Consider the following 25,598-nt stretch of genomic DNA (forward strand, 5'->3'; position numbering starts at 1 on the left):
AATAGCTGAGGCTTTTGACCTGCTCCCCCTCTTGGGCTCGAACCAAGGACCCTCTGATTAACAGTCAGATGCTCTAACCAACTGAGCTAAGGAGGAAAGTGTATTTCACTTTTAAAGCGGTGCAAATATAGGGCTAAATTTGTTTTTCGCAAATAATTAGCTGTAAATTTTTATTTTTTTTTACTTGCCTACAATTGCTTTATAAATATCATTTCCATTAGCAAATAACAACAAACTGATAAGTAAAACAAAACCAACCATTTGTGCATTTTCTAAAAATTTATCACTTGGTTTCTTACCACTGATGATTTCGTACAACAAGAATATTACATGTCCTCCGTCCAAAGCCGGAATAGGCAATAAATTCATTACCCCTAACATAATAGATAACAGTGCAGTAATGTTCCAAAACACTTCCCAGCTCCAAGTACTTGGAAAAATATTAAAAATAGCAGCAAATCCACCTACTTGTTTGTAGGCTTTGGTTTCTGGATTAAAAATCATTTTCAATTGCTTGCCATAACCCACTAACTGATCGGCTCCTTTTTGAATCCCTACCGGGAACGATTCAAAGAAACCAAACTCTTGTTTGCTAACTTTGTAGTAGCCTAATTTTTCTAACGATTCTAAATCCAAGCCCGCCAACTGAACGCCTAATTTTCCGTCAGCATCTACCTGAACAGGCACTTGCATTTCTTTGTCATTTCTTAAAATTCCAGCAACAATCAGTTTGTTTTTATTCTTTTCTAAGATGACCTTTGCTTGATCAAGGTATTTAGCAGGTTCTTCGTTCAAACGCAACACAATATCTTTAGATTGTAAGGCCGTATTTTTAGACCCTTCTGAAATAGACCCTACCACAAACGGCATTCGGATAGTAGCCAAAGGACCTTTTTCTAATTTTGACAATTGGTCTACAAAATCAACTGGCATGGTGATGGTTTGTCTCTCTCCGTTTCTTTCTATCAAAACCTGTTTTGCCATTACAATCTGAGCATTCATTTGATTGTCGTATTTCAGGATTTCTTCACCATCAATGGCTAGAATTTTATCTCCCGTTTGAAACCCTGCTTTTTGCATTACTGGGTTCTCAATTAAAAGTCCGTCTTTCAAGTCGGCAGTCGCTACGAACATATCACCATACGCAAATGCCATCCCAATGTAAATGATAAATGCCAAAATAAAATTAACCGTTACACCACCTAACATAATGATCAAACGTTGCCAAGCTGGTTTAGAACGAAATTCCCACGGTTGTGCAGGCAAAGCCATTTGTTCCTTGTCCATACTCTCGTCAATCATTCCCGAAATTTTTACATAACCGCCCAAAGGCAACCACCCAATTCCGTACTCCGTTTCGCCAATTTTTTTCTTCAAAAGCGAATATTTTACATCAAAAAACAAATAGAATTTCTCTACTCTGGTTTTGAATAATTTGGCAGGTATAAAATGCCCTAATTCGTGCAAAATAATTAATAATGATAAGCTCAATAAAAATTGAGAAAGCTTGATAACAATATCCATGTTGTTGTTTTAATTCGTATTTCGATGCACAAAAATAGGGTTTTCTTTTCTATTTCAAATACTTTCGATTTACGATTTACGATATACGATTTACGAGGTGGAACGCTGATATGAGAAATTCGGGAAATCTTTTATGTTCTTCTATTGAGCGAAGCGACTTTCTTATATTACCTTATATGGCTTATATGGTTATCAATTTACGAGGTACGATTTACGATATACGAAGTGGAACACAGATTGATGAAATCTTAATGAACTTAATCTCTTAATGGTTTAAATAACTTAGCTATCCTTCTATTGAGCGAAGCGATTTTCTTATATTTCCTTATATGAGTTATATGGTTATCAATTTACGAGGTACGATTTACGATTTACGAGGTGGAACGCAGATTGAAGAAATTCGGGAAATCTTATATGTTCTTCTATTGAGCGAAGCGACTTTCTTATATTACCTTATATGGCTTATATGGTTATCAATTTACGAGGTACGATTTACGATATACGAAGTGGAACACAGATTGATGAAATCTTAATGAACTTAATCTCTTAATGGTTTAAATAACTTAGCTATTCTTCTATTGAGCGAAGCGACTTTATTCTATTTCCTTTTATGACTTATATGGTTATCAATTTACGAGGTACGATATACGATTTACGAGGTGGAACGCTGATTGAAGAAACCTTAATTATCTTAATCTCTTAATGGTTTAAATAACTTAGCTATTCTTCTATTGAACGAAGCGACTTTCTTATATTTCCTTATATGACTTATATGGTTATCAATTTACGAGGTACGATATACAATTTACGAAGTGGAACACAGATTGAATAAATCTTAATGAACTTAATCTCTTAATGGTTTAAAAAAATCAAAGCCTTTGTGTCTTCGCGGCAAAAAACTCCGTTACTTTGCAATAGTTCGCATCATAAATAGAAAAATTATGCAAAAAATAAAAACAGCTTTACTCTCTTACGGCATGTCTGGAAAGGTATTTCATGCTCCTTTCTTAGTCCTTCACCCAGGATTTGAATTGTTAGGCTCTTGGGAAAGAACCAAAAAATTAATTCAAGAAGAGTATCCAAGCGTAACGAGTTATCCGAGTTTGGAAGCTGTTTTAGAGTCGGATGCCGAACTCATTATAGTAAATACCCCTGTGGGAACGCATTTTGAATACGCCAAAAAAGTCTTGCTAGCTGGCAAACACGCTGTGGTCGAAAAAGCCTTTACTACCAGCGTTGCCGAAGCGCAAGAATTGACTGATTTGGCTAAAGCCAAAGGACTAAAATTGGCCGTTTTCCAAAACAGACGCTGGGACAGTGACTTTAAAACCTTACAAAAAATACTTGATGATAATCTATTGGGCGAAATTGTAGAAGCCGAATTTCATTTTGACCGCTACAACCCTATTTTAAGTCCAAAAATTCATAAAGAAACGGCCAATGCAGGCGCTGGAATTCTAAAAGATTTAGGACCTCATTTAATTGACCAAGCCTTGTGTTTGTTCGGAATACCAAAAGGCGTTTTTGCTGATATTCGAATCACTCGCGAACATTCTATCGTAGATGATTACATCGATATTCTGTTGTTGTATTCAGACAAAAGAGTGCGCCTGAAAGCCGGTTTTTTTGTTCGCGAAGCCAATCCGTCGTTTGTACTACACGGCAAAAAAGGGTCGTTTTTAAAACCCCGTGGCGATGTGCAGGAAGACGAGTTAAAACTGGGAAAAAAACCTAATTTAACCACTTGGGGAACCGAACCGAAAGACAAAGAAGGATTGTTGCATACTGAAAAAAACGGCACTATAATTCGTGAAAAAATCCCAACACTTCGAGGAAATTATTACGATTATTTTGACGGGGTGTATCAATCCATAACTCAAAATCTAACCGAACCCGTAACAGCTCAAGAAGGCACCAACGTAATGCAAATTATTGAAGCCGCTATTGAAAGTAATGCGCAACAAAGAGTAATCACAGTAGGTTAAATTTACGATATACGAGGGACGATTTACGAAATGGAACGCTGATTTAAGAAATTCGAGAAATCAAAAAAATCTTAATTTACTTAATTCCTTAATGGTTTAAATAACTTAGCTGTTCTTCTATTGAGCGAAGCGACTTTCTTATATTTCCTTATATGGCCTATATGGTTATCAATTTACGAGGTACGATATACGATTTACGAGGCGGAACACAGATTGAAGAAACCTTAATTATCTTAATCTCTTAATGGTTTAAATAACTTAGCTGTTCTTCTATTGAGCGAAGCGACTTTCTTATATTTCCTTATATGACTTATATGGTTATCAATTTTCGAGGTACGATATCCGAAGTACGAGATGGTAAGCAGATTTGAGAAATTAGAGAAAACTGTGTTCAAAATCCGCTTTTTATAAACAATAACGTTGTAATTTAGTATCATTTCAGATTTATAGTTTTTAAATCCCTCGTTTTTGTATTTTTGCGACAACAAAAACCTAAAGACTTCATTTTGATAGATTTAAACTTTTTAGGCCAATTCAAAGGCAAAGGAAAATACAAAAAAAGCTACCGCGAAGCCAAGGCATCTTATTTGAACCGAATTCGATTAGGAGTAGGTTCTTTTTACTTCGGAATGGGATTGTGTTTTGCTTCATGGGCTAGCCGTATTCCTGATATTAAAACAACGCTTCATCTTAGCGAAGCTACTTTAGGTTCTATCTTGTTTGCCGTTCCTGTAGGTCAATTAGCAATGATGCCGTTTTCAGGAAAATTAGTAACTCGTTTTGGAAGTCACCGCACCCTCCTTTTTGCCATAATCATGTATACGATAAGTTTGGCCAATCTAGGTCTGGCTACCAATCCTTGGGTATTGGCCTTGGGATTGTTCTTTTTTGGCGTTTTCGGGAATTTATCTAACATTTCGGTAAACACTCAAGGGGTATATACAGAAGGTCTTTTCAAAAGAACCATTATGTCGTCTTTCCACGGTATGTGGAGTTTGGCGGGTTTCACCGGTGCTTTTGTGGGATTGGGAATGTTGGCCCTTGAACTAACTCCTTTTCAGCATTTTGCTATTGTGGGTATCCTCGTTTTGTCCTTAATTTCATTCAATATCAAATACCTCATCAAAGCCGTTGAAAAACCACAACCGAAAAAGGAAAAAGGATTCAGAAAACCCGACAAGATGTTAATGTGGTTGGGTATCATCGGATTCTGTTGTATGGCAAGCGAAGGCGTGATGTTTGATTGGAGCGGTGTGTATTTCAAAGATGTAGTAAAAGCGCCTGGTCCACTTGTGATTTTAGGTTATACCTCGTTTATGATTATGATGGCAAGTGGTCGTTTTTTAGGTGATCGTTTCATTCAAAAATTTGGACGAAAAAAAGTGATGCAAATTAGTGGTGTTGTCATTTCGAGTGGCCTTTTTACAGCGGTCTTTTTTCCCTATTTAATTCCGTGTACCATTGCCTTTATGTTTGTAGGACTGGGTGTTTCGACTATTATTCCTACGCTTTATAGCATTGCAGGGAAACATCCTGAAATTCCTACTGGCGAAGCGTTAACAGCTGTTTCTAGCGTTAGTTTCTTAGGTTTCTTAATGGGGCCACCAATAATTGGTTATATCGCGGAGGCTTTTGGCTTACAATTTTCTTTTGCTTTCATTGGAATTTTTGGAGTATTCATCTCGTTTATGGTGACTAATATCAAAACCGCGGAGTAATTTCCATATACGATTTACGATTTACGAGATATGAAGATTACACGTTCCCCTCTCGAGAGGGGCTAGGGGTGTGTGTTTATTTACGATATACGAGGTGGAACGCCAATTGGAGAAATTCAAGAAATTAGAAGAATCTTAATTCCTCAATGGTTTAAAAACTTTGCGGCCTAGTGTCTTTGCGGCAAAAAAAGAACACCGATTGGAGAAATTAGAGAAATCAGGAAAATCTTAATTCGCTTAATCTCTTAATAGTTCAAAAACCTTGCGAACTAGTGTCTTTGCGGCAAAAAAAGAACCCGATTGGAAAAATTTAAGAATTCAGGAAAATCTTAATTCGCTTAATTCCTTAATGGTTTAAAAAATCCGTAGAATCCGTAGAATCTGCGGCAAAAAAAGAACACAGATTGGAGAAATTTGAGTAATTATAAAAATCTTAATTCGCTTAATCTCTTAATGGTTCAAAAACTTTGCGGCTTCGTGGCAAAAAAGCAAAAAAACTTACAAAAAAAATCAATCGATAATTTTTTTTACTACTTTTAACTTTAGAATTGGAACACAATACCACACTGCCAATTCTTTTTCCAAAAACACCCTTTTTAGTATTTGCTTTCAAAACAATACACCCATTGTTGTTTTGAAAAATCCCATTTTCATTTTAATCCCAAATTGTATGAAAACCCTCTGCCCCAAGCTGTTTTTTCTATTCTATGCAAGTCTGCTATTTGCTCAAAAAGAGACCCTCATTTCTGGAAAGATCATCGATGCAAAATCACAGATTCCATTAATTTCTGTGGTGGTTACTATTCAGAATACTAACACCATGCAACTGACTTCTGTCGATGGAAAATTCCAATTCAAAACCAATTTGCAAGGCAACCAATTACTACTATTGCATAATAAAGGATACAAAGACAAGTTAATTTCGGTACAAATTCTCCAAGACAAACTAATTGACTTAGGCACTATTCCACTAGAAGAAGACGATGAAATTAATCAACAAGCAGCTGTCATCTCCATTTTGGACAATGATTTAGAGGAAAATAATGGCGGTTCCGAAAGCACTTCGGGTTTGTTGCAGGCTTCCAAAGATGCTTTTCAGCAAGCGGCAGCTTTCAATTGGGGACAAGCTCGATTTCGGGTTCGGGGCCTGGACAGCCAATATGCCCAACTCCTGATGAATGGATTAACAATGAACAAAGCGTATGATGGCAGACCGCAATGGGGCGATTGGGGCGGCATCAACGACGTGTTGCGCAACCAAGAAATTGCCATTGGCAGCAGCCCTTCCGACTATGCTTTTGGAGGCATTTTGGGCACACAACAAATTAGTACACAAGCTTCAACCTACAAAAAGGGAACTCGGATATCCTTCTCTGGAACGAATACCAATTACCGAGGACGCGCGATGGTTACCTATGCCTCGGGAATGAATGAGAAAGGTTGGGCGTTTGTCGTTTCTGCAGGAAAACGCTATGCTAACGAAGGTTATTTTGAAGGCACAAGCTATAATGCCAATTCGGTTTTTACAAGTATCGAAAAGAAACTTACTAACCGAAACTCGCTCAACTTTACGTCTTTTTTCACCCCAAATTCTAGAGGAAAAAATTCACCTAATACGGATGAAGTTACCGCTTTAACGACAACAAAATACAATTCGTATTGGGGTTTTCAAAACGGACAGCAACGCAATTCCCGCATCAAAACTATCGAAGAGCCAGTCTTTATACTAAACGATTATTTCAAAATTAATGCTACCACCCAGCTAAATTGGGGTGCGTTTTACCAGTTTGGAAAAATTAGCAACAGCAACATTGATTACCAACACGCCAATAGCCCCGATCCCTCTTATTATCGAAAAATGCCCAGTTACTTTAGTTCGCTATACGCCAAAGATGAGGGGGAATTTTCGGGTGCTTTTACTCCTGATTTGGCGAATGCCGAACTCAATAAAACGTTGTTTTTATCCCAACCACAAATCAATTGGGAAGCGATGTATCAAGCCAATCAAAACCCAATTGTAGATACCAATGGGAAAATCACAGGATTTGAACCCGCCCAAAGCAAATACATTCTTTATGAAGACCGAACAGACGACAAAACCTTGGGGTTCAATGCGCTTTTCAATACAGAACTGACAGAGAATATCCGACTCAATGCTGGCGCTTCCTTCAATAAATTACATTCTCATAATTATCAAAATGTATTGGATTTACTGGGCGGATTGTATTTTGAAGATATTGATGTGTTTTACAAAGGCAATCAAGCGCAATCCGATTTGAATAACCCCAACCGACAAGTGAAAGTGGGTGATGCATACGGATACAATTTTAATTTAATGTCCGCCAAATTAGAAGGATTTACCCAATTCCAATTTCGGCACAAAAAAGTTGATTTTTACTTGGCACAAGAGTTTTCAAGCTCCACCTATCAACGCGAAGGGTTATACAAAAACGGGATTTACCCCACCAATTCCTTTGGAGAAAGCCCAATTCTTCATTTTGAAAATTTTGGTTTCAAAGGCGGACTGACTTGGAAATTATCCGGCAAACAATTGCTGCTTTTCAATGGTTCACACGCATCTAAAGCGCCTAATTTGAAAGCCGTTTTTCCTAATTCCCGACTTAACAACGCAGTGGTGGACGAAATAGAAAGTGAAACCAACAGCAGTTTGGATGCGAGTTATGTCTATCGTTCGCCCAAACTAAAAATGCGTTTCACAGGGTATTTTAACCAAATTAAAAACGCCACCGAAACCTCCTTTTTTTATGCCGAAGGAATTTTTGACAACGGAGCGGGCAACAACAGTACCAATGCTTTTGTGAGCCAAACTCTGACCCATTTAGACAAAAAGAATTGGGGAACAGAACTGAGTTTTGAATACCAAATAAATCCTACTTTGAAAACCACTTTAGCAGCGGGTTTTGGCGAATATATTTATGCCAGCAACCCTAATGTAATCATTACTAATGACGCCAAAGCCTCTATTGAAAATACGAATCCCGTTTTTAATTTTGGCACCGCTGCGCTCAAAAACTACCATCAAGCAGGAACGCCACAACAGGCGTATTCGTTGGAATTGGAATACCGAAATCCAAAATATTGGTGGCTGAGTGCCAATATGAATTATTTGACAAAAAACTACATCGACATATCACCGATTGCCCGCACTTCGGTGTTTTTTATCAATCCCGCTAGCGGATTTCCCTTCCCAGAAGCTACCGAAGAACGCGGCAGAGAACTCCTAAAACAAGAAGAATTGGCACCCATACTATTGTTGAACCTAGTCGGTGGAAAGTCGTGGCGCATTTTCAAAAAGAACCTGAATTTGTTTTGTAGCATCAACAATTTGTTGGACACTTCGTTTAAAACGGGTGGTTACGAACAAGCCCGAAATGCCAACTTTAGGCAGCGCGATCAAGACGTAACTAGCGGAACACCCAACTTTGGTAACAAATATTTCTACGGCTACGGAAGAACCTATTTTGTAAGCCTTTCTATTAACTTCTAAATCCCCAATTACTATGAAATTTCGTATCCCAAATCGTATTTTTTGTTTTGTACTCGCTGTATTAACAACCAATTGTGTCAAAGACGAGGTCGCTATCCCTTCGCTAGAATGCACACAACCGAATTTTACGGTTAACCGAAGCGTGGAAGAAGTGCGCAAGACCGCCGATGCCATTGTGGCACAATATAAATACGACGATATCATCGAAGCCTATGTGGTTTCGTCTGACGAACATGGCAACTTTTTCAAAACCATTTCGTTTCAAACTTTGGCTACCGCCACACAACCTGCCATTGGTTTTAGCATTCCCGTTGACGTGAGCAACAGCTATATTGATTATCGATTGGGCAACAAAGTCTATATCCAACTCAAGGATCAGTACACCGATATTTTTTATGGTGGCCTGCGTATTGGGAACATTTACGTCAATTCGTTTAACGAAGGGGGTGTTGGACGGCTTTCGCAAAATGAATACCAAAAAGTACTCCACGCCTCTTGTACTACACTTGACGAATCTGCCTTAACGAAGTCGGTTGCTCTTAGTGAATTGCTGAACGATGCCTACCTCAACACTTTGGTGGAACTATCGGATATTCAATTTTCGGCAGAGGCTATTGGAAGGCATTACTACGAAAGTAGTAACGATGTGGGTGGAGGCACCAATTGGTATTTGGAAGACAAACTGGGCAATAAAGTATTTTTTAGAACCAGTAGTTTTGCTGATTTTTCGACCAAAGAGGTTCCTGTGGGTAGCGGAAAAGTGAAAGGCATTTTGACGAAATTCGGGACCGATTATCAGCTGGTGGCGCGTTCTGAAAAGGACATTAATTTAATTGGTAAACGCAATGCGCCTTTTTTTGCGGAAAATTTTGAAAGTGTAGTAGCCAATACCAATATCAACTTGGCAGGTTGGACCAATATCGTTCAAAAAGGGAGTTTGTATTGGAAAGGTTCTGTCTATTCTGGCAACGGTTGTGCCGAATATGCTATTAGCGGAACCAAAGTAGCCTCGAATGTGGGTTGGTTAATCTCACCTGAAATCGATTTGGACGCGCATTCGGGCGAAATTTTGACGTTTCGTTCCGCTCAGCATCATTTGGATATTGATTCGCCTTTGAATGCTTTAGACGTCTTTATTTCGAATAATTTTGACGGCTTAAATGTTGCGTCGGCTACTTGGGTTCAATTGAAAGCTAATTTGCCTACTCAAGCTACTCCTTGGTACCTATTTGTAGGTTCGGGCGGTATTGATTTGTCTTCCTACAAAGGGAAGGTTAACATTGCTTTTCGGTACACGGGTTCTGGAAAAACCTTAACCTTAGACGGCGCTTTTCAAATTGATGATGTTCAGATTTATGGAGAAAAGTAAAAGCAAATGATTAAATTTGTGGCTTATTCAATGTTATGCTAGAAAAAGAAGTATTAAATTTCGAAAAAACCGCCATCGTAGGTATCGTTACTCAGAGTCAATCCGAGGAAAAGTTAACTGAATATTTGGACGAATTGGAGTTTTTAACCTTTACCGCTGGTGGACAGGTGGTAAAACGCTTTTGGCAAAAAATGGACAAGCCGAATCCTAAAACGTTTTTGGGTACGGGAAAAATAGACGAAATCAATCTATATGTCAAAGAAAATGAGATTTCAACGGTTATTTTTGACGACGAACTAACGCCTTCACAACAAAAAAATATCTCTAGAATTATTGATTGTAAAATTCTAGACCGAACCAATTTAATCTTGGATATTTTTGCTCAAAGAGCCGAAACTTCTTATGCTAGAACTCAAGTAGAACTGGCGCAATGTATCTATTTATTGCCTCGTTTGTCGGGACTCTGGACGCACTTGGAACGTCAAAAAGGAGGTATCGGGATGCGTGGTCCAGGAGAAACTGAAATTGAAACCGACCGTCGTATTGTTCGTGACCGTATTTCCCTTTTGAAAGACAAAATCAAAACCATTGACAAACAAATGGGCATTCAGCGCAGTAACCGTGGTGCTATGGTGCGTGTGGCTTTAGTTGGCTATACCAATGTGGGGAAATCAACCTTGATGAACGCCGTAGGGAAAAGCGAAGTGTTTGTAGAAAATAAATTGTTTGCCACTTTGGACACTACTGTTCGTAAAGTGGTGATTAAAAACCTGCCCTTTTTGCTTTCAGACACGGTGGGATTCATTCGAAAACTGCCTACGCAATTAGTGGATTCCTTCAAAAGTACGTTAGATGAGGTACGCGAAGCTGATTTATTATTGCACGTTGTGGATATTTCTCATCCCGATTTTGAAGATCATATTGAAGCTGTAAACCAAATTTTACAAGACATCAAAGCCAATGACAAACCGGTGATTATGGTGTTCAACAAAATTGATTCCTATCAACATTTGACAATCGACGAAGACGATTTAATGACCGAGAAAACAACCCGTCATTATACGCTAAACGAATGGAAATCGACTTGGATGAATCGTGTAGGAGAGCAAAACGCTTTGTTTATTTCGGCTACTCAAAAAGAGAACTTTGAAGAATTTAGAGAACGGGTGTACGAAGCGGTACGACAAATACACATTACGCGTTTCCCTTATAATAAATTCTTATATCCCGATTACAAAGACGCTATCGAAAAAGAAGAATAAAAAACAAAGCCCTCTTGAATTTTCAAAAGGGTTATTGTTTTTAAATAGCTATTGTAATCAATTTATTTTTTAGCCTTAAACAACGGAACCGCCGAACAGGCCTCACCGAACATCACGCTTTTTGAAACCTTAATCAATTTTTGAATTGCCAAGGTATAGACTTGATTCGGAACGGCTTTTTTGGAACACCCTTTCAAAATAACGGGATTTTCAAAATAATTAGTATAATCGAGTTTGTTTAAGATATCTTGATACCATTCGATAATAGCCATTTCTTTTGTTCCGTGAATTATTTTTAAAGCAAAAGGGGCTAAATGAACTGTCACCAAAGCGAACGTCCAAGCGGGTAATATAGCGTCGGTGGAACAATATAAAGCCACGTATTTGTCTTCAAATTGAGCCCAATCCACCGCTTTTAATTGTGATCTAAAATCGGCTTCTCTCAAGATAAACCCTTCGGTTAACCACTGCGAAACATCTAAATCAACCACATAATCATCCGGATAGTAATCTTCTAAATCGAATACCATCAAGGAACTTTGGGCTACTTTATTGATAATTTCCTCTTCCATTTTATAGCATTCCCAACTCTAATTTTGCTTCTTCGCTCATTAAATCTTTGCTCCAAGGTGGGTCAAATGTAATCTCTACATCAGCATCTTTTACATACTCAATTGATTTTACTTTTTCTTCTACTTCTCTTGGCAAACTTTCTGCAACAGGGCAGTTAGGAGACGTTAAAGTCATTAAGATTTTTACTTCGTAATCCGTATTTACCATTACATCGTAAATCAAGCCTAATTCGTAAATATCAACAGGAATTTCAGGATCATAAATCGTTTTTAATTTTTTTACAATCGCTTCTCCTAGTTCGTTAGTGTCTATTTCTTGTGTCATAATTTTTTATTTTTTTGAGTTGAATGCCAAGGCATACATTTTTATGTTTTTAATCATCGAAACGAGTCCGTTAGCGCGAGTTGGCGACAGATGTTCTTTTAATCCAATGGCATCTATAAAATCCATATCAGCTTCCAAGATATCGGCTGGTTTTTGATTGGAAAAAACCCGAATCAAAATAGCGATAATTCCTTTAGTTAGTATCGCATCGCTATCTGCTGTAAAAGCAACCGTATCCCCTTGTTGCTCCCCTTGCAGCCACACTTTAGACTGACAGCCTTTAATAATGTTCTCGTCTGTTTTGAATTCTTCTTTGATTAACGGCAAATTTTTACCTAGCTCAATGATGTATTCGTAACGCTGCATCCAGTCGTCAAACATCGAAAATTCGTCTACTATCTCGTCTTGTATTTCTTTAATTGTCATAATTAAACTTTACTATTTTACTTTACAAAAGAAAGCATTTTATTCACTATTTTTTCTGTTTCCGCTGGCGGATAACCGTGATCAAAATTTTGGGATTCGTATAATTTCCCTTGTTTTGTTATTTTCAAAGAAGCTATCGCTGCACCGTCAAACAATCGTTTTTCGGTAGGTGCCTTCAATTGCGAAAGCATTTCTAAATCTAATTCTTGGACTGCCAAAATTACGCTTTTCCAATCAGCAGTTGAAAGTTTAGCAACAACTGGTTTTTCTTCTCTGCTTTTAGATATAAAAACCATTTGGTTTTCCACCCTAATCGTTTGATAGAATCCTCTTGAATAGGCTTTATATTCGACTTTTATCGAACTATCAACTACTTTTTTTTGCCCAGCGCATCCAGCAAAAAACAAAATAGTGAACAACAAGACGATAGCCTTTTTCATTTTTCAGTCGTTTTAAGACAGCATCATTTTGGCTTTTTTAACGGCTTCCACCATGATGTCAATTTCTTCTTTGGTATTGTAAAAAGCAAACGAAGCACGAATGGTTCCCGGAATTTCAAAGAAATTCATAATCGGTTGCGCACAGTGGTGTCCTGTTCGAACCGCAATTCCTAATTTATCCACAATCGTTCCAATATCATACGGATGAATGCCGTCAATATTGAATGAAATCACCGAAGTTTTGGCCTCGGCAGTTCCGTATATTTTTAACCCTTCAATGGCTGATAATTGCTCGGTGGCGTAGGCCAATAATTCCAATTCTTGTTTTTGGATGTTCTCAAAACCAATCGAATTTAGATAATCTACCGCAGTTCCTAACACAATTCCGCCAGCAATATTAGGCGTTCCTGCTTCAAATTTATGAGGCAAATCAGCATAGGTCGTTTTCTCAAAAGTGACTTCTTTAATCATTTCGCCACCACCTTGATAGGGAGGCAATTTATTCAACCATACTTCTTTTCCGTATAAAATTCCAGTTCCGGTTGGGCCGCACATTTTATGTCCTGAAAAAGAATAAAAATCACAATCCAATTCCTGCACATTGGGTTTCAAATGTGGTACCGCTTGCGCACCATCAATAAAAACAGCCGCACCAAATTGATGCGCTTGGTCAATGATATATTTAACCGGATTAATCGTTCCCAACGCATTGGAAATATGATTTACCGTCACGATTTTTGTTTTATCTGAAAGCAATTGGTCGAACTTCGCCATCACCAATTCTCCTTTTTCATTCATTGGAATGACTTTCAAAACGGCACCTGTTTTCTCGCAAAGCATTTGCCAAGGCACAATATTACTGTGGTGTTCCAAGGCCGAAACAACGACCTCATCGCCTGCTTTCAAAATCGAGGCAAATCCATTGGCAACCAAATTCACACTATGCGTAGTCCCCGAAGTAAAAAGCACCTCATGAGCAAATTGGGCATTGATATGGTTTTGGATTTTGGTTCGAGACGCTTCATAGGCATCAGTAGCTAACTGGCTCAACGTATGCACACCACGATGAATATTGGCGTTGATTTCGCTATAATAGGTCGCAATTGCATCAATCACCACTTGTGGTTTTTGCGAGGTCGCCCCGTTGTCAAAATACACCAAAGGTTTTCCATTTACTTGTCTAGAAAGTATCGGAAACTCGGCTCTTATTTTTTGAATGTCAAACATTTATTTAGAATTTTTCTAAATACAAAAGTAATAAAATTGAAGTGGATTTTTACCAAACAGTTGTTAATAAAATTAAAGTTTTGTTCAACATAAATTCCACAATTTATAACAGATGAGATTTTGAATTTGAGTCAATTTGAGAAATCTGTATTTATTATTTACTAAATTGCATCAATTTCAAATCACTCCCAATGAAAAAAATTCTTCAACTTATTGGTATATCGGCTGTTATTGGACTATTATATTTTGGGTTTACCACCTATCCAAAACTCGATTTAATCTCTGGTTTTTCGGCTAAAAGCATTGCCTCGGGGCATTTTATCGACCATCGTTCGCAAGAACTAATTGAACAAGGCGACAACGATATCAACCTCATCGATTTGGCACAAAATACAATTGACGAAAAAGGTTTATTTGCTACCGCTTCGGTCAATGGCGTAAAAGAACGCAAAGCGATTTATCGCGAAGGTTTGGGCGCCACCCTAATCAACGATAACTTTGATACTACAAAACCGTATTTGGTTCCCAAAAGAACTTCGTCAAAGGCTCATTTAGTTTATCCGTATGGAGATGCGGAGCAACAAGACACAGTGTTCTCCAACATTGATTACGACCAATTGAACCGAACGGTGGAAAACGCCTTTGACAAAAAAGGACAGAAAAACAAACGCACCCGCTCTGTAATTGTGATTTACAAAGACAAGATTATTGCCGAGAAATACGACACAGGTTTTGACAAAAACAGTAAACTATTGGGATGGTCCATGACGAAAAGCATCACTGCTACCTTATTTGGAATTCTAGAAAAACAAGGGAAATTCAACATTTACCAACCCGCTCCTATCCCCGAATGGGCAAACGATGCGCGCAAAAAAATTACCACCAACGATTTGCTTCATATGAACTCCGGTTTAGAATGGGAAGAAAATTACGGCGTCATATCCGATGTGACTAAAATGCTTTTTCAAGCCGAAGACATGACACGTTCGCAACTCGAAAAACCATTGGCTTTCCAGCCCAATACCCATTGGTACTATTCTTCAGGAACTACTAATTTGCTGTCTGGGATTTTGAGAAAACAGTTTAGAACCCATCAAGAATATCTCGATTTTTGGTATTCGGCATTGATTGATAAAATAGGAATGCACTCCATGATAGTTGAAACTGATATGATGGGCAATTATGTGGGTTCGTCTTATGGATGGGCTACCATGCGTGATTGGGCGAAGTTTGGATTGTTGTATTTGCATCAAGGAAATTGGAACGGAGAACAACTTTTTAAACCCAATTGGGCAAAATATGTGGCCACACCTACCAACACTTCAAACGGGCAATATGGAGGACAATTTTGGCTGAATGCAGGCGCGCGTTTTCCTGATGCGCCTAAAGATTTGTATTTTGCCAGTGGTTTTCAAGGACAGATGGTTGCCATTTTTCCAAGTCACGACTTAGTTGTAGTGCGTATGGGATTGAAAGAAGACCCCGAATTTAATTTTAATGGGCTACTCGGCGGAATTGTACGAAGTATAAAAAAGTAAACAAAATACGGTATCTAAAAAGTAATGTTTTGTCATTCCGAATTTATTTCGGAATCTATAAATTTTGTATATCAATACTTTATAGAAACTGAAACAAGTTCAGTTTGACAAGAATACATTTTTAGATACCGTCTTTACATAATTATGAGGTGGGTCATTCCTTGCAATGACTATAAATCAAACCCTAATTTTACGCCTAATTTATTGGCAATAATAGCGGTGATTCGGTTTTTCAATTCGGGGATTTTAATGTTTTCAATCACAGCATTAGAAAACGCATACATCAATAAGGCTTTGGCTTCTTTCTTTGGAATACCACGTTGTTGCATGTAAAACAAAGCCGTTTCGTCTAATTGCCCTACCGTGCATCCGTGAGAACATTTCACATCATCAGCAAAAATCTCCAATTGTGGCTTCGCATTAATCGTCGCTTTATCGCTCAACAAAATATTATTGCTTTTTTGGAAAGCATTCGTTTTTTGCGCTTCTTTTTCCACATACACTTTCCCATTGAACACTCCTGTTGAACGGTCTGAAAAGATGCCTTTGTAATCTTGAAAACTTTCGCAATTCGGTTGTGCATGATGTACCAACGTATAATGATCCACGTGTTGCTTATCGCCAATAATAGTGATTCCGTTTAAAGTACTTGTCAAACGTTCGCCAAAATGATAAAAATTCAAGTTGTTTCTCGTCAAATTTCCTCCAAAAGAGAAAGTTTGTACCGAAACGTGGCTTTCTTGTTTTTGAGACACATAGGTGTTGTCAATCAAGTTGGCTTCCAACTCGTCATTTTGGATTTTATAGTAATCCACAATGGCTCTTTTTTGGGCAAAAATCTCGGTAACCGAATTAGTCAACACCGCATTTTCATTCAAACATTGGTGTCTTTCGATGATTTGCACATGTGAATTCTCACCCACAATGACCAAGTTTCTTGGCTGTACCAAAAGCGCTGCTTCTGAACCGGTAGAAAAATACATGATTTCAATTGGTTTATCAGCCACTTTGCTTTTCGGAATGTTGATGTACGCACCTTCATTGGCAAAAGCCGTATTCAAAGAAGTCAACGATTCGTCTTTGCTTGCAATTTGGTTGAAATATGTGTCAATCACCATTTTGTATTTTGGTTTGGTCAATGCCGAAGACATCAAACAAACATCGATTCCGTCGTGTGTGGTAGAAGACAAATGCGAACTAAAAACACCGTCAATAAACACCACTTTATAAGTGTCAATTTCGTGCAAAAAGTATTTTTTCACGTCCTTGAACTCAATAGTGACTTCGTTTTTTGGGAATACGCTAAAATCCTTTTTTAGAATTGCATTCAAAGAAGTGTATTTCCACGCTTCGTCATTCTTGGTCGGGAAGCCTTTATCTTCAAAGTTTTTTATGGCCAAAGTACGCACATCATGAAGTTCAGTTTGAACATCCACGCGCTCTTCAAAAGCCATAAAAGACGATAATAATTTTTCTTTTAATTCCATTTTTTAAAGTTATCGGTTGTCAGCTGTTGGTTGTCCGTACAAAAACGGAAAACAGAAAACTGAGAACATTTTAAACCAACTCTTCCTTAATCCAGTCGTATCCTTTTTCTTCTAGTTCCAAAGCCAATGCTGCGGTACCTGATTTTACGATTTTTCCGTCCATCAAAACGTGAACAAAATCAGGAACAATATAGTCTAACAGACGTTGGTAGTGCGTAATTACTAAAACCGCATTGTTTTCGTTTTTCAATTTGTTTACACCGTTAGCTACAATTCGTAACGCATCGATGTCTAGACCTGAGTCGGTTTCATCCAAAATAGCGATTTTAGGTTCCAACATTGCCATTTGAAAAATCTCGTTACGTTTCTTTTCTCCTCCCGAAAAACCTTCGTTTAAAGAACGTGACAAAAACTTTCTGTCCATTTCTAATAATTCGGATTTTTCACGAATCAATTTCAACATTTCATTCGCCGGCATTTCCTCTTGAGCGTTGGCTTTACGCTTTTCGTTAATAGCCGTTTTGATGAAATTAGTCACCGAAACTCCCGGAATTTCCACTGGATATTGAAACGACAAAAACACACCTTTGTGCGCTCTTTCTTCAGGAGCTAAGTCTGCTAAGTCTTCGCCATCCAAAAAGATTTCTCCTTCGGTCACTTCATAATTTTCGTTTCCAGCAATAATCGAAGACAACGTACTTTTTCCGGCACCGTTTGGCCCCATGATAGCGTGTACTTCTCCTGCTTTTACTTCAAGATTGATTCCTTTTAATATTTCTTTATCGCCAATTGAAGCGTGTAAGTTTTTTATTTGTAACATAATTAATTTGGAAATTAGTTAATTTGGAAATTTGGAAATTCCTAAATTACTTTTGTTTAGACGTAATTATTATTTTATTTACTATTCTTGATATATTATTAACTTGTTCTATTAAATCGTCCACATTGGGATAATTATTTGAAAATTTACAGAGTTCTAACCAGTAAATTGTTTCTTCTATTTCTTTCGCTGCAATTTTAAATTTATGTATAAAATCAGCTTTACTTTCTGCATTTTGAGCTTCTCTAATATTGGCTCCAATCGACGTGCCTGATTTTAGAAGTTGATTTGCAATTACAAACTTTTTACCTTCCTGTAGCCCTTCAGAATATTTTATTATATCTAATGCAAACTGAAAAGTTAGTTTAATAATTACGTTTTCTTTAACTTCCATTTTCAAATTAGCCGACGCTTCCTTCAAGCGAAATTTCTAGTAGTTTTTGTGCTTCAACAGCAAATTCCATTGGCAACTTGTTCAAAACGTCTTTACTAAATCCGTTTACGATTAAGGCAATGGCTTTCTCGGTTGGAATACCACGCTGATTGCAATAAAATACTTGGTCTTCGCCAATTTTACTCGTTGTGGCTTCGTGTTCTATTTTAGCTGTTGGATTTTTGCTTTCGATATACGGAAACGTATGGGCTCCACAACTATTTCCCATCAACAACGAATCGCATTGAGAAAAGTTACGAGCGTTATCGGCTCTAGCACTAATTTGAACCAGTCCGCGGTAACTGTTTTGTGATTTTCCTGCTGAAATTCCTTTGGAAATAATGGTCGATTTGGTGTTTTTACCCAAATGAATCATCTTCGTTCCTGTGTCTGCTTGTTGGAAATTATTGGTTACGGCAATCGAATAAAATTCGCCCACTGCATTATCTCCTTTCAATACTACTGAAGGGTATTTCCAAGTTACAGCCGAACCCGTTTCTACTTGTGTCCACGAAATTTTGGCGTTTTTCTCGCACAAACCTCTTTTGGTTACAAAATTAAAAACCCCACCTTTTCCTTCCTTATTTCCAGGATACCAGTTTTGAACCGTAGAATATTTGATTTCGGCATCTTCCATCGCAATTAATTCTACCACCGCAGCGTGCAATTGGTTTTCGTCACGACTTGGTGCTGTACAACCTTCCAAATAACTCACATAACTACCTTCGTCAGCAATTAAAAGCGTGCGTTCAAATTGTCCTGTTCCTGCTTGATTGATTCGGAAATAAGTCGATAATTCCATTGGGCATTTGACTCCTTTTGGAATGTAACAGAACGAACCATCTGAAAATACCGCCGAGTTTAAAGCGGCATAAAAATTATCTTTTTGCGGCACTATGGTACCCAAATATTTTTGAACTAACTCTGGATATTCGCGAATAGCTTCGGAAATACTCATAAAAATAATGCCTTTTTCGGCCAATGTTTTCTTGAAAGTTGTAGCTACTGAAACCGAATCCACAACAATATCCATCGCCACATTATTCATCATTTTTTGCTCATCGACAGAAATTCCTAACTTTTTGTACATCGCTAAAAGTTCCGGATCTACATCGCCTAGCGTTTTGTTTGGATCGACTTTTTTGGGTGCCGAATAATACGAAATAGCTTGAAAATCGGGTTTTTCATAATGAACATTGGCCCATTCTGGTTCCTCCATTTGTTCCCAAGCACGAAACGCCTCAATACGCCAATCGGTCATCCATTGCGGCTCTTCTTTTTTCTTAGAAATAGCGCGTACAATATCTTCATTTAACCCAATAGGAAAGGTCTCCGAATCAAGTTCAGTATAAAATCCGTACTCGTACTCCTTGTTTTCGAGTTCAATTTTTAAATCGTCTTCAGTATATTTTGACATTGTATTTTTTTTAAAACCGTTAAGAGATTACGATTCATTAAGTCTTAATTTATCTTAATCTCTTAATGGTTCAAATAATTAAATTATTTAATCTTATAGAGAAAAAGACTCCCCACACCCACAAGTTCTACTTGCGTTGGGATTGTTGAACACAAATCCTTTTCCGTTTAATCCTCCTGAAAATTCCAAAACCGTTCCTGCTAAATACAAAAATGATTTTTTCTCTACGGCAATTTTCACGTTATTATCTTCAAAAACTTTGTCGTTTTCGGTGAGTTCTTTGTCGAATTTCAATTCATAAGACAAGCCCGAACAACCACCACTTTTCACGCCCACTCGAACGTAATCTTGGGTAGCATCAAAACCGTCTTCTCGCATCATATCGATGATCCTTTTGCTGGCAGTATCTGAAACTTTTATCATGTGCTGAATATTGTTATTTTTATTTTTTCTAAATAAAGGACAAAGATAATACCTTTTAAAGGAATTGCCATACGCAATAGGATTTTTATAACTAATGTTAGCATAGAAAAAATTGATTTCCAGAATTGGAACGAAACTATTTAGTAATTTGCAACAGTTTTAATTGAAAAAGTGATGAAACTATACCCTATAGAAACTGGAAATTTTAAACTCGATGGTGGCGCTATGTTTGGCGTGGTGCCAAAAACCATTTGGAACAAAACCAATCCTGCAGACGACAACAATTTGATTGATATTGCAGCGCGTTGTTTGCTGATTGAAGACGGAAATCGGTTGATTTTGATTGATACCGGAATGGGCAACAAACAATCGGATAAATTTTTTGGCTATTATTCCCTTTGGGGAAGCCATTCTTTGGATAAATCCTTGGCAAAATACGGTTTTCAGCGCGATGATATTACGGATGTGTTTATGACGCATTTGCATTTTGACCATTGTGGCGGAAGTATTCAATGGAACAAAGACCGAACTGGCTACGAACCCGCTTTTAAAAATGCTATCTTTTGGAGCAATGAAAACCATTGGCAATGGGCAACCCAACCCAACGTGAGAGAAAAAGCATCTTTCTTAAAAGAGAATATTTTACCCATGCAAGAAAGCGGGCAATTGCGTTTTATTCAAAGACCTGAAGAAGATTTTTTAGTGAAATCCGAATTGGGTTTTGGAATTTTATTTGTAGACGGTCACACCGAAAAGCAAATGATTCCGCACTTGCAATACCAAGACAAAACCATTGTTTTTTGTGCTGATTTATTGGCGACAGCCGGACACATTCCTATTCCGTATGTGATGGGTTATGACACACGACCGCTATTGACTATGCCTGAAAAAACAAAATTTATGAATGCCGCAGCCGAAAATAAGTACTATTTGTTCTTGCAACACGACGCACATAACGAAATTATTACGGTGGAAAAAACAGAAAGAGGTGTTCGACTAAAAGATGTGTTTTCTGCGGACGAAATATTAAAATAAAGTTAATCGTTGCGATTAATTTACAGAAATAAAAGTATTTTTGAATAATCATTAAAAACCAACCCGATGAAAAAAATAAACTTATCCCTTTTATCACTTGTTGTGATGGCTGGTTTGTCGTTTTCGGCAACTGCGCAAACTGTTACTAAAAAAGCGAAACTAACAGAAACTGAATTGAACCGATGGAGTCATTTGGATTTAGCCAAAGACACGATTCCGGGAATGAGCGTAGATAAGGCGTATGCGGAATTATTAAAAGGCAAAAAAGGCGTTCCTGTTGTTGTGGGGATTGTAGATTCGGGTGTGGATATTGAGCACGAAGATTTAAAATCAGTAGTTTGGACCAATAAAAAAGAGATTCCTGGAAACGGAATTGACGATGATAAAAACGGATACATCGATGATATTCACGGATGGAACTTTTTGGGCGACATCACTAAAGAAAATGTAGAATACGAGCGCATCATCAAAGACAAATCATTGGTTGACGAAAAAACCTATTTGGCTGCTAAAGCGATGAACGATAAAAAAGTAGCCGAAGCCACTCAAGGGAAGGCGCGTTTGGAACAAATGTTGGTAACTCTTACCGAAGGCGATGCTGCCTTGAGCAAACATTTAGGAAAAACCACCTACACTACTGAGGAAGTAAACGCAATTAACTCTGAAGTACCGGCAATCCAAAAAAGCAAAGCTGATATGCAAAAAATGTTGTCTTTTGGAATGCCAATTGCTGAATTGAAAGAAGCCATTCAGAAACAATTAGACGGATTCGTTACTTTGCTAAATGGAGATAATCTTAAAACCGATTACCGTAAAGTGTTGGGAGACAATCCTAACGACATCACCAATACTAAATACGGAAACAATAATGTTATTGGCCCAGATAAAGAAGAAGCGCGTCACGGAACCCACGTGGCTGGAATTGTAGCTCAAGGAAGAAACAACAATCTTGGAGGAGACGGAATTGCTAATAACGTTCAGATTTTAACGGTGCGTGCCGTGCCTGATGGAGACGAATACGACAAAGACATTGCATTAGGGATTCGCTATGCAGTAGATAACGGAGCTAAAGTAATCAACGGAAGTTTTGGAAAACCATTTTCTCCCCAAAAACAATGGGTGTACGACGCTATTAAATATGCTGAAAAGAAAGACGTTTTAATAGTTCACGCCGCTGGAAATGATGCTAAAGACATTGATTACAACGACAATTTTCCTAATGATTCTGATGATAAAGTAACTGAGTTTGCTGACAATGTAATCACGGTTGGAGCCTTAAACTACGAATACGGAAACAAAGTAGTGGCTCGTTTTTCTAACATTGGAAAAATAAATGTAGACGTTTTTGCGCCTGGTGTAAAAATTTATGCAACTACTCCAAAAAACACATACAGCTTTTTACAAGGAACCTCAATGGCATCGCCAAACGTAGCTGGAGTAGCCGCTTTGATTCGTTCGTACTACCCAAAATTATCGGCTAAACAAGTGAAACATATTTTGATGGATTCTGGAGTAGCAATTGAAAGCGATGTAATTGTAGGTGGAAAACCAGCAGATACACGTCCGTTTTCGGCACTTTCTAAATCAGGAAAAATTGTAAATGCCTACAACGCTTTGCAAATGGCTGCAAAAATGTCAAAAAAATAATTCAAAATTAACATTAACTCGAGGGTGTCTGAAAAAGATGAATTTTGTCATTCCGAATTTATTTCGGAATCTATAATTTAAAGAAACTGACCCGAGCGCTAGCGAACAGGCGAAGCAATCAAGTTCAGTTTGACAGGAATTAGACTTTTTAGACACCTTCTTTTTATTTTATACCATGAAGAACCTCCTTCTAATCGCTGCTTTTTCTTTTGGAATAACCGGAATAGCACAAAACACATCCTATTGGCAACAACATGTCGATTATAAAATGGACGTGAAAATGGATGTAAAAACCTATCAATACAAAGGAAAACAAGAATTGGTGTACACCAATAATTCACCAGATACTTTGCGAAAAGTGTATTACCATTTGTACAACAATGCTTTTCAACCGGGAAGCGAAATGGACGCCAGAATCCAAAGCATCAAAGATCCAGACGCCAGAATGGTTCGCAAAATAAAAGTGGGCGAAACCGAAATTAAAGAAAGCCGAATCAAAACGTTGCAACCCAATGAAATTGGATATTTGCACGTTGCTAATTTCAAACAAGACGGACAAACTGCTGTGGCAAAAGAAGTGGGAACTATCTTAGAAGTGACTTTGGCAAAACCAATACTCCCTCATTCAAAAACTACTTTCAGTTTGGATTTTGATGGCCAAGTGCCGGTTCAAATTCGTCGTTCGGGAAGAAATAATGCCGAAGGTGTGGAGTTATCTATGGCACAATGGTACCCAAAATTAGCCGAATTCGATTTTGAAGGTTGGCACGCCGATCCTTATATCGCCAGAGAATTTCATGGTGTTTGGGGAAATTTTGATGTGAATATTACTATTGATTCTAATTATATTTTAGGTGGTTCTGGGTATTTACAAAACAAGAACGAAATTGGCTATGGTTACCAAGATGCAGGAATTACCGTAGCGCAAACCAAGAAAACAAAAACCCTAACTTGGCATTTTGTAGCGCCAATGGTTCATGATTTTACTTGGGCAGCTGATAAAAACTACCTTCACGATGTAGTTCAAGGACCAAACGGTGTGGCGATTCACTTTTTGTACAAAAACAATCCTGCGATTATTGAAAATTGGAAGAAACTACAACCACTAATGGTTAAAGTGATGGGCTTTTACAATACCACCGTAGGGAACTACCCATACAAACAATATTCTTTTATCCAAGGAGGCGATGGCGGAATGGAATATGCCATGTGTACCTTGATGCTAGGAAACGGAAGTTTTGAGGGTATTTCGGGAACAGCGGCACACGAGTTAGCACATTCTTGGTTCCAACATATTCTAGCTTCTAACGAGTCCAAACACCCTTGGATGGACGAAGGTTTTACTTCGTTTATTGAAGATTTAGCACTTAACGAATTTTCCGAAAAGAAAGTTGCCAATCCGTTCAAAGGAAGTTATATGGCCTACGCCAAATTAGTGGAATCTGGCAAAGAACAACCGCAAAGCACCCATGGCGATCGCTACGATGAAAACCGCTCGTACAGCATTTCGTCTTATGTAAAAGGAAGTATCTTTTTATCGCAATTGGGTTACTTGATTGGAGAAGAAGAATTAAAAGAAACATTGCACCGATACTATACTGATTTTAAATTCAAACACCCTGCACCCAACGATATCAAACGTTCTGCAGAACGTGTTACAGGCGCTAATTTGGATTGGTACTTATTAGACTGGACAGAAACGACTAACACTATTGATTACGGCATTAAAGAGGTAAAAGACAATGCTGCAAACACTACGGTAACGCTAGAGCGAATAGGAAGAATGCCAATGCCTATCGATGTACTAGTAGAATATGCAGATGGTACTTCAGAAAGTTTCTATATCCCGTTGCGTTTGATGAGTTTTGAAAAAGAAAACCCAACTCCTGCCATTAAAAGAACGGTTTTAAACGACTGGGCTTGGGCCTATCCTACTTTTGAATTTAGCATTGCGAAACCCAAAGCAAGCATCAAAAAAATCACCCTTGACCCAAGCGGTTTAATGGCGGATGTGAAATTGGAAAACAATAGTTATTTAGCGAAATAATATCCAGTAAAATGAAAAAAGAAAAAATTATTTTTTGGACAGCAACCACTCTAATTGCTTTATTTGAAGGGCTACTACCTGCCTTGACCTCACAAACAGAACTAGCAAAAGAAGGAATTAGGCATTTAGGTTATCCTGAGTATTTTGGAAATGCCTTGGTCGTTTTTAAAGTTTTAGGAGTGCTTACTTTAATTATCCCTCAAGTTCCTCAACGAGTAAAAGAATGGGCGTATGCGGGTTTTGCTTTTGACTTTCTATTTGCATCAATCAGTCACGGTGCTGTTGATGGTATCAATGGACAAACCTTTTTCCCGTTGGTAGTTCTAGGGGTTTTAGCTGTTTCTTATATTTACTACCACAAATTAATCGAGAACAAGAATTAGATACATCAGTCA

General features: G+C 37.9%; 21 protein-coding genes and 1 tRNA gene. 10 read left to right on the forward strand and 12 right to left on the reverse strand.

Features of this window, described 5'->3' with window-relative positions:
• Positions 1-22: 22 nt before the first annotated feature.
• Both Q0L65_RS02370 and rseP read right to left on the reverse strand, forming a co-directional pair.
• Positions 23-96 (reverse strand) — tRNA-Asn (locus Q0L65_RS02370).
• An 84-nt stretch (positions 97-180) separates the two neighbouring features.
• Complete coding sequence (gene rseP, locus Q0L65_RS02375; RefSeq protein ID WP_296682993.1) at positions 181-1,524, reverse strand: RIP metalloprotease RseP; 1,344 nt, start codon at positions 1,522-1,524, stop codon at positions 181-183.
• A gap of 941 nt (positions 1,525-2,465) precedes the next feature.
• On the opposite strand from rseP, the gene Q0L65_RS02380 reads away from it, so the two are divergent.
• The 5 genes from Q0L65_RS02380 (at position 2,466) to hflX (ending at position 11,366) form a co-directional block, all read left to right on the forward strand.
• Positions 2,466-3,509 carry a Gfo/Idh/MocA family oxidoreductase gene (locus Q0L65_RS02380; protein ID WP_296682996.1) on the forward strand — a complete coding sequence of 348 codons (1,044 nt, stop codon included), beginning with the start codon at positions 2,466-2,468 and terminating at the stop codon, positions 3,507-3,509.
• A 506-nt stretch (positions 3,510-4,015) separates the two neighbouring features.
• A complete protein-coding gene (locus Q0L65_RS02385; protein WP_296682999.1) occupies positions 4,016-5,227 on the forward strand; it encodes an MFS transporter in 1,212 nt (403 codons plus the stop codon).
• A 670-nt stretch (positions 5,228-5,897) separates the two neighbouring features.
• A complete protein-coding gene (locus Q0L65_RS02390; RefSeq protein ID WP_296683002.1) occupies positions 5,898-8,735 on the forward strand; it encodes a carboxypeptidase-like regulatory domain-containing protein in 2,838 nt (945 codons plus the stop codon).
• Positions 8,736-8,748: 13 nt separating this feature from the next.
• Entirely contained in the window at positions 8,749-10,104 is a 1,356-nt protein-coding gene (locus Q0L65_RS02395; RefSeq protein ID WP_296683004.1) for a DUF5689 domain-containing protein, read from the forward strand.
• A 35-nt stretch (positions 10,105-10,139) separates the two neighbouring features.
• A complete protein-coding gene (gene hflX, locus Q0L65_RS02400; RefSeq protein WP_296683007.1) occupies positions 10,140-11,366 on the forward strand; it encodes a GTPase HflX in 1,227 nt (408 codons plus the stop codon).
• A gap of 62 nt (positions 11,367-11,428) precedes the next feature.
• Here hflX and Q0L65_RS02405 read toward each other — a convergent pair whose 3' ends face one another.
• From Q0L65_RS02405 to Q0L65_RS02425, 5 genes are read right to left on the reverse strand one after another with little or no spacing between them, the layout of a single operon-like run.
• On the reverse strand, positions 11,429-11,938 hold the full coding sequence (locus Q0L65_RS02405) for a DUF2480 family protein (RefSeq protein WP_296683008.1): 510 nt from the start codon (positions 11,936-11,938) through the stop codon (positions 11,429-11,431).
• 1 nt (position 11,939) lies between these two features.
• Positions 11,940-12,263 (reverse strand): SUF system Fe-S cluster assembly protein, encoded by a 324-nt coding sequence (locus tag Q0L65_RS02410; protein WP_296683010.1) that lies wholly within the window; start codon positions 12,261-12,263, stop codon positions 11,940-11,942.
• 6 nt (positions 12,264-12,269) lie between these two features.
• Positions 12,270-12,689, reverse strand: coding sequence for a SufE family protein (locus tag Q0L65_RS02415; protein ID WP_296683012.1), 420 nt, complete (start codon positions 12,687-12,689; stop codon positions 12,270-12,272).
• A 17-nt stretch (positions 12,690-12,706) separates the two neighbouring features.
• Entirely contained in the window at positions 12,707-13,129 is a 423-nt protein-coding gene (locus Q0L65_RS02420; protein ID WP_296683015.1) for a hypothetical protein, read from the reverse strand.
• Positions 13,130-13,141: 12 nt separating this feature from the next.
• Positions 13,142-14,356, reverse strand: coding sequence for a cysteine desulfurase (locus Q0L65_RS02425; RefSeq protein WP_296683016.1), 1,215 nt, complete (start codon positions 14,354-14,356; stop codon positions 13,142-13,144).
• 191 nt (positions 14,357-14,547) lie between these two features.
• On the opposite strand from Q0L65_RS02425, the gene Q0L65_RS02430 reads away from it, so the two are divergent.
• On the forward strand, positions 14,548-15,894 hold the full coding sequence (locus Q0L65_RS02430) for a serine hydrolase (RefSeq protein WP_296683019.1): 1,347 nt from the start codon (positions 14,548-14,550) through the stop codon (positions 15,892-15,894).
• 170 nt (positions 15,895-16,064) lie between these two features.
• On the opposite strand, the gene sufD is transcribed toward Q0L65_RS02430, so the two are convergent.
• The 5 genes from sufD to Q0L65_RS02455 form a co-directional block, all read right to left on the reverse strand.
• A complete protein-coding gene (gene sufD / locus Q0L65_RS02435) occupies positions 16,065-17,381 on the reverse strand; it encodes a Fe-S cluster assembly protein SufD (RefSeq protein ID WP_296683021.1) in 1,317 nt (438 codons plus the stop codon).
• Between the two features lie 70 nt (positions 17,382-17,451).
• Complete coding sequence (sufC, locus tag Q0L65_RS02440; RefSeq protein ID WP_296683024.1) at positions 17,452-18,201, reverse strand: Fe-S cluster assembly ATPase SufC; 750 nt, start codon at positions 18,199-18,201, stop codon at positions 17,452-17,454.
• Between the two features lie 46 nt (positions 18,202-18,247).
• Positions 18,248-18,595, reverse strand: coding sequence for a four helix bundle protein (locus tag Q0L65_RS02445; RefSeq protein ID WP_229331006.1), 348 nt, complete (start codon positions 18,593-18,595; stop codon positions 18,248-18,250).
• A 7-nt stretch (positions 18,596-18,602) separates the two neighbouring features.
• Positions 18,603-20,051 (reverse strand): Fe-S cluster assembly protein SufB, encoded by a 1,449-nt coding sequence (sufB, locus tag Q0L65_RS02450; RefSeq protein ID WP_296683029.1) that lies wholly within the window; start codon positions 20,049-20,051, stop codon positions 18,603-18,605.
• Between the two features lie 93 nt (positions 20,052-20,144).
• Positions 20,145-20,474 carry an iron-sulfur cluster assembly accessory protein gene (locus tag Q0L65_RS02455; protein ID WP_296683032.1) on the reverse strand — a complete coding sequence of 110 codons (330 nt, stop codon included), beginning with the start codon at positions 20,472-20,474 and terminating at the stop codon, positions 20,145-20,147.
• A gap of 174 nt (positions 20,475-20,648) precedes the next feature.
• Here Q0L65_RS02455 and Q0L65_RS02460 point away from each other — a divergent pair, with 174 nt between their 5' ends.
• The 4 genes from Q0L65_RS02460 (at position 20,649) to Q0L65_RS02475 (ending at position 25,586) form a co-directional block, all read left to right on the forward strand.
• On the forward strand, positions 20,649-21,509 hold the full coding sequence (locus Q0L65_RS02460) for an MBL fold metallo-hydrolase (protein ID WP_296683033.1): 861 nt from the start codon (positions 20,649-20,651) through the stop codon (positions 21,507-21,509).
• Positions 21,510-21,575: 66 nt separating this feature from the next.
• Positions 21,576-23,156, forward strand: coding sequence for a S8 family peptidase (locus Q0L65_RS02465; protein ID WP_296683035.1), 1,581 nt, complete (start codon positions 21,576-21,578; stop codon positions 23,154-23,156).
• A gap of 175 nt (positions 23,157-23,331) precedes the next feature.
• A complete protein-coding gene (locus Q0L65_RS02470) occupies positions 23,332-25,203 on the forward strand; it encodes a M1 family metallopeptidase (RefSeq protein WP_296683037.1) in 1,872 nt (623 codons plus the stop codon).
• Positions 25,204-25,214: 11 nt separating this feature from the next.
• Positions 25,215-25,586 (forward strand): DoxX family protein, encoded by a 372-nt coding sequence (locus Q0L65_RS02475; RefSeq protein WP_296683040.1) that lies wholly within the window; start codon positions 25,215-25,217, stop codon positions 25,584-25,586.
• Positions 25,587-25,598: the final 12 nt, after the last annotated feature.

It is taken from the genome of Flavobacterium sp. (genome assembly GCF_024642105.1).
Classification (GTDB): Bacteria; Bacteroidota; Bacteroidia; order Flavobacteriales; family Flavobacteriaceae; genus Flavobacterium.

What these genes read in the sequence shown, in the direction of transcription:
- Q0L65_RS02425 (WP_296683016.1), bottom strand. Translation starts at nt 14,356, where the DNA reads ATGTTTGACATTCAAAAAATAAGAGCCGAGTTTCCGATACTTTCTAGA.
- Q0L65_RS02415 (WP_296683012.1), bottom strand. Translation starts at nt 12,689, where the DNA reads ATGACAATTAAAGAAATACAAGACGAGATAGTAGACGAATTTTCGATG.
- Q0L65_RS02410 (WP_296683010.1), bottom strand. Translation starts at nt 12,263, where the DNA reads ATGACACAAGAAATAGACACTAACGAACTAGGAGAAGCGATTGTAAAA.
- sufD (WP_296683021.1), bottom strand. Translation starts at nt 17,381, where the DNA reads ATGGAATTAAAAGAAAAATTATTATCGTCTTTTATGGCTTTTGAAGAG.
- Q0L65_RS02395 (WP_296683004.1), top strand. Translation starts at nt 8,749, where the DNA reads ATGAAATTTCGTATCCCAAATCGTATTTTTTGTTTTGTACTCGCTGTA.
- Q0L65_RS02460 (WP_296683033.1), top strand. Translation starts at nt 20,649, where the DNA reads ATGAAACTATACCCTATAGAAACTGGAAATTTTAAACTCGATGGTGGC.
- Q0L65_RS02455 (WP_296683032.1), bottom strand. Translation starts at nt 20,474, where the DNA reads ATGATAAAAGTTTCAGATACTGCCAGCAAAAGGATCATCGATATGATG.
- Q0L65_RS02390 (WP_296683002.1), top strand. Translation starts at nt 5,898, where the DNA reads ATGAAAACCCTCTGCCCCAAGCTGTTTTTTCTATTCTATGCAAGTCTG.
- Q0L65_RS02475 (WP_296683040.1), top strand. Translation starts at nt 25,215, where the DNA reads ATGAAAAAAGAAAAAATTATTTTTTGGACAGCAACCACTCTAATTGCT.
- Q0L65_RS02465 (WP_296683035.1), top strand. Translation starts at nt 21,576, where the DNA reads ATGAAAAAAATAAACTTATCCCTTTTATCACTTGTTGTGATGGCTGGT.
- Q0L65_RS02405 (WP_296683008.1), bottom strand. Translation starts at nt 11,938, where the DNA reads ATGGAAGAGGAAATTATCAATAAAGTAGCCCAAAGTTCCTTGATGGTA.
- Q0L65_RS02445 (WP_229331006.1), bottom strand. Translation starts at nt 18,595, where the DNA reads ATGGAAGTTAAAGAAAACGTAATTATTAAACTAACTTTTCAGTTTGCA.
- Q0L65_RS02420 (WP_296683015.1), bottom strand. Translation starts at nt 13,129, where the DNA reads ATGAAAAAGGCTATCGTCTTGTTGTTCACTATTTTGTTTTTTGCTGGA.
- sufC (WP_296683024.1), bottom strand. Translation starts at nt 18,201, where the DNA reads ATGTTACAAATAAAAAACTTACACGCTTCAATTGGCGATAAAGAAATA.
- hflX (WP_296683007.1), top strand. Translation starts at nt 10,140, where the DNA reads ATGCTAGAAAAAGAAGTATTAAATTTCGAAAAAACCGCCATCGTAGGT.
- rseP (WP_296682993.1), bottom strand. Translation starts at nt 1,524, where the DNA reads ATGGATATTGTTATCAAGCTTTCTCAATTTTTATTGAGCTTATCATTA.
- Q0L65_RS02380 (WP_296682996.1), top strand. Translation starts at nt 2,466, where the DNA reads ATGCAAAAAATAAAAACAGCTTTACTCTCTTACGGCATGTCTGGAAAG.
- sufB (WP_296683029.1), bottom strand. Translation starts at nt 20,051, where the DNA reads ATGTCAAAATATACTGAAGACGATTTAAAAATTGAACTCGAAAACAAG.
- Q0L65_RS02470 (WP_296683037.1), top strand. Translation starts at nt 23,332, where the DNA reads ATGAAGAACCTCCTTCTAATCGCTGCTTTTTCTTTTGGAATAACCGGA.
- Q0L65_RS02430 (WP_296683019.1), top strand. Translation starts at nt 14,548, where the DNA reads ATGAAAAAAATTCTTCAACTTATTGGTATATCGGCTGTTATTGGACTA.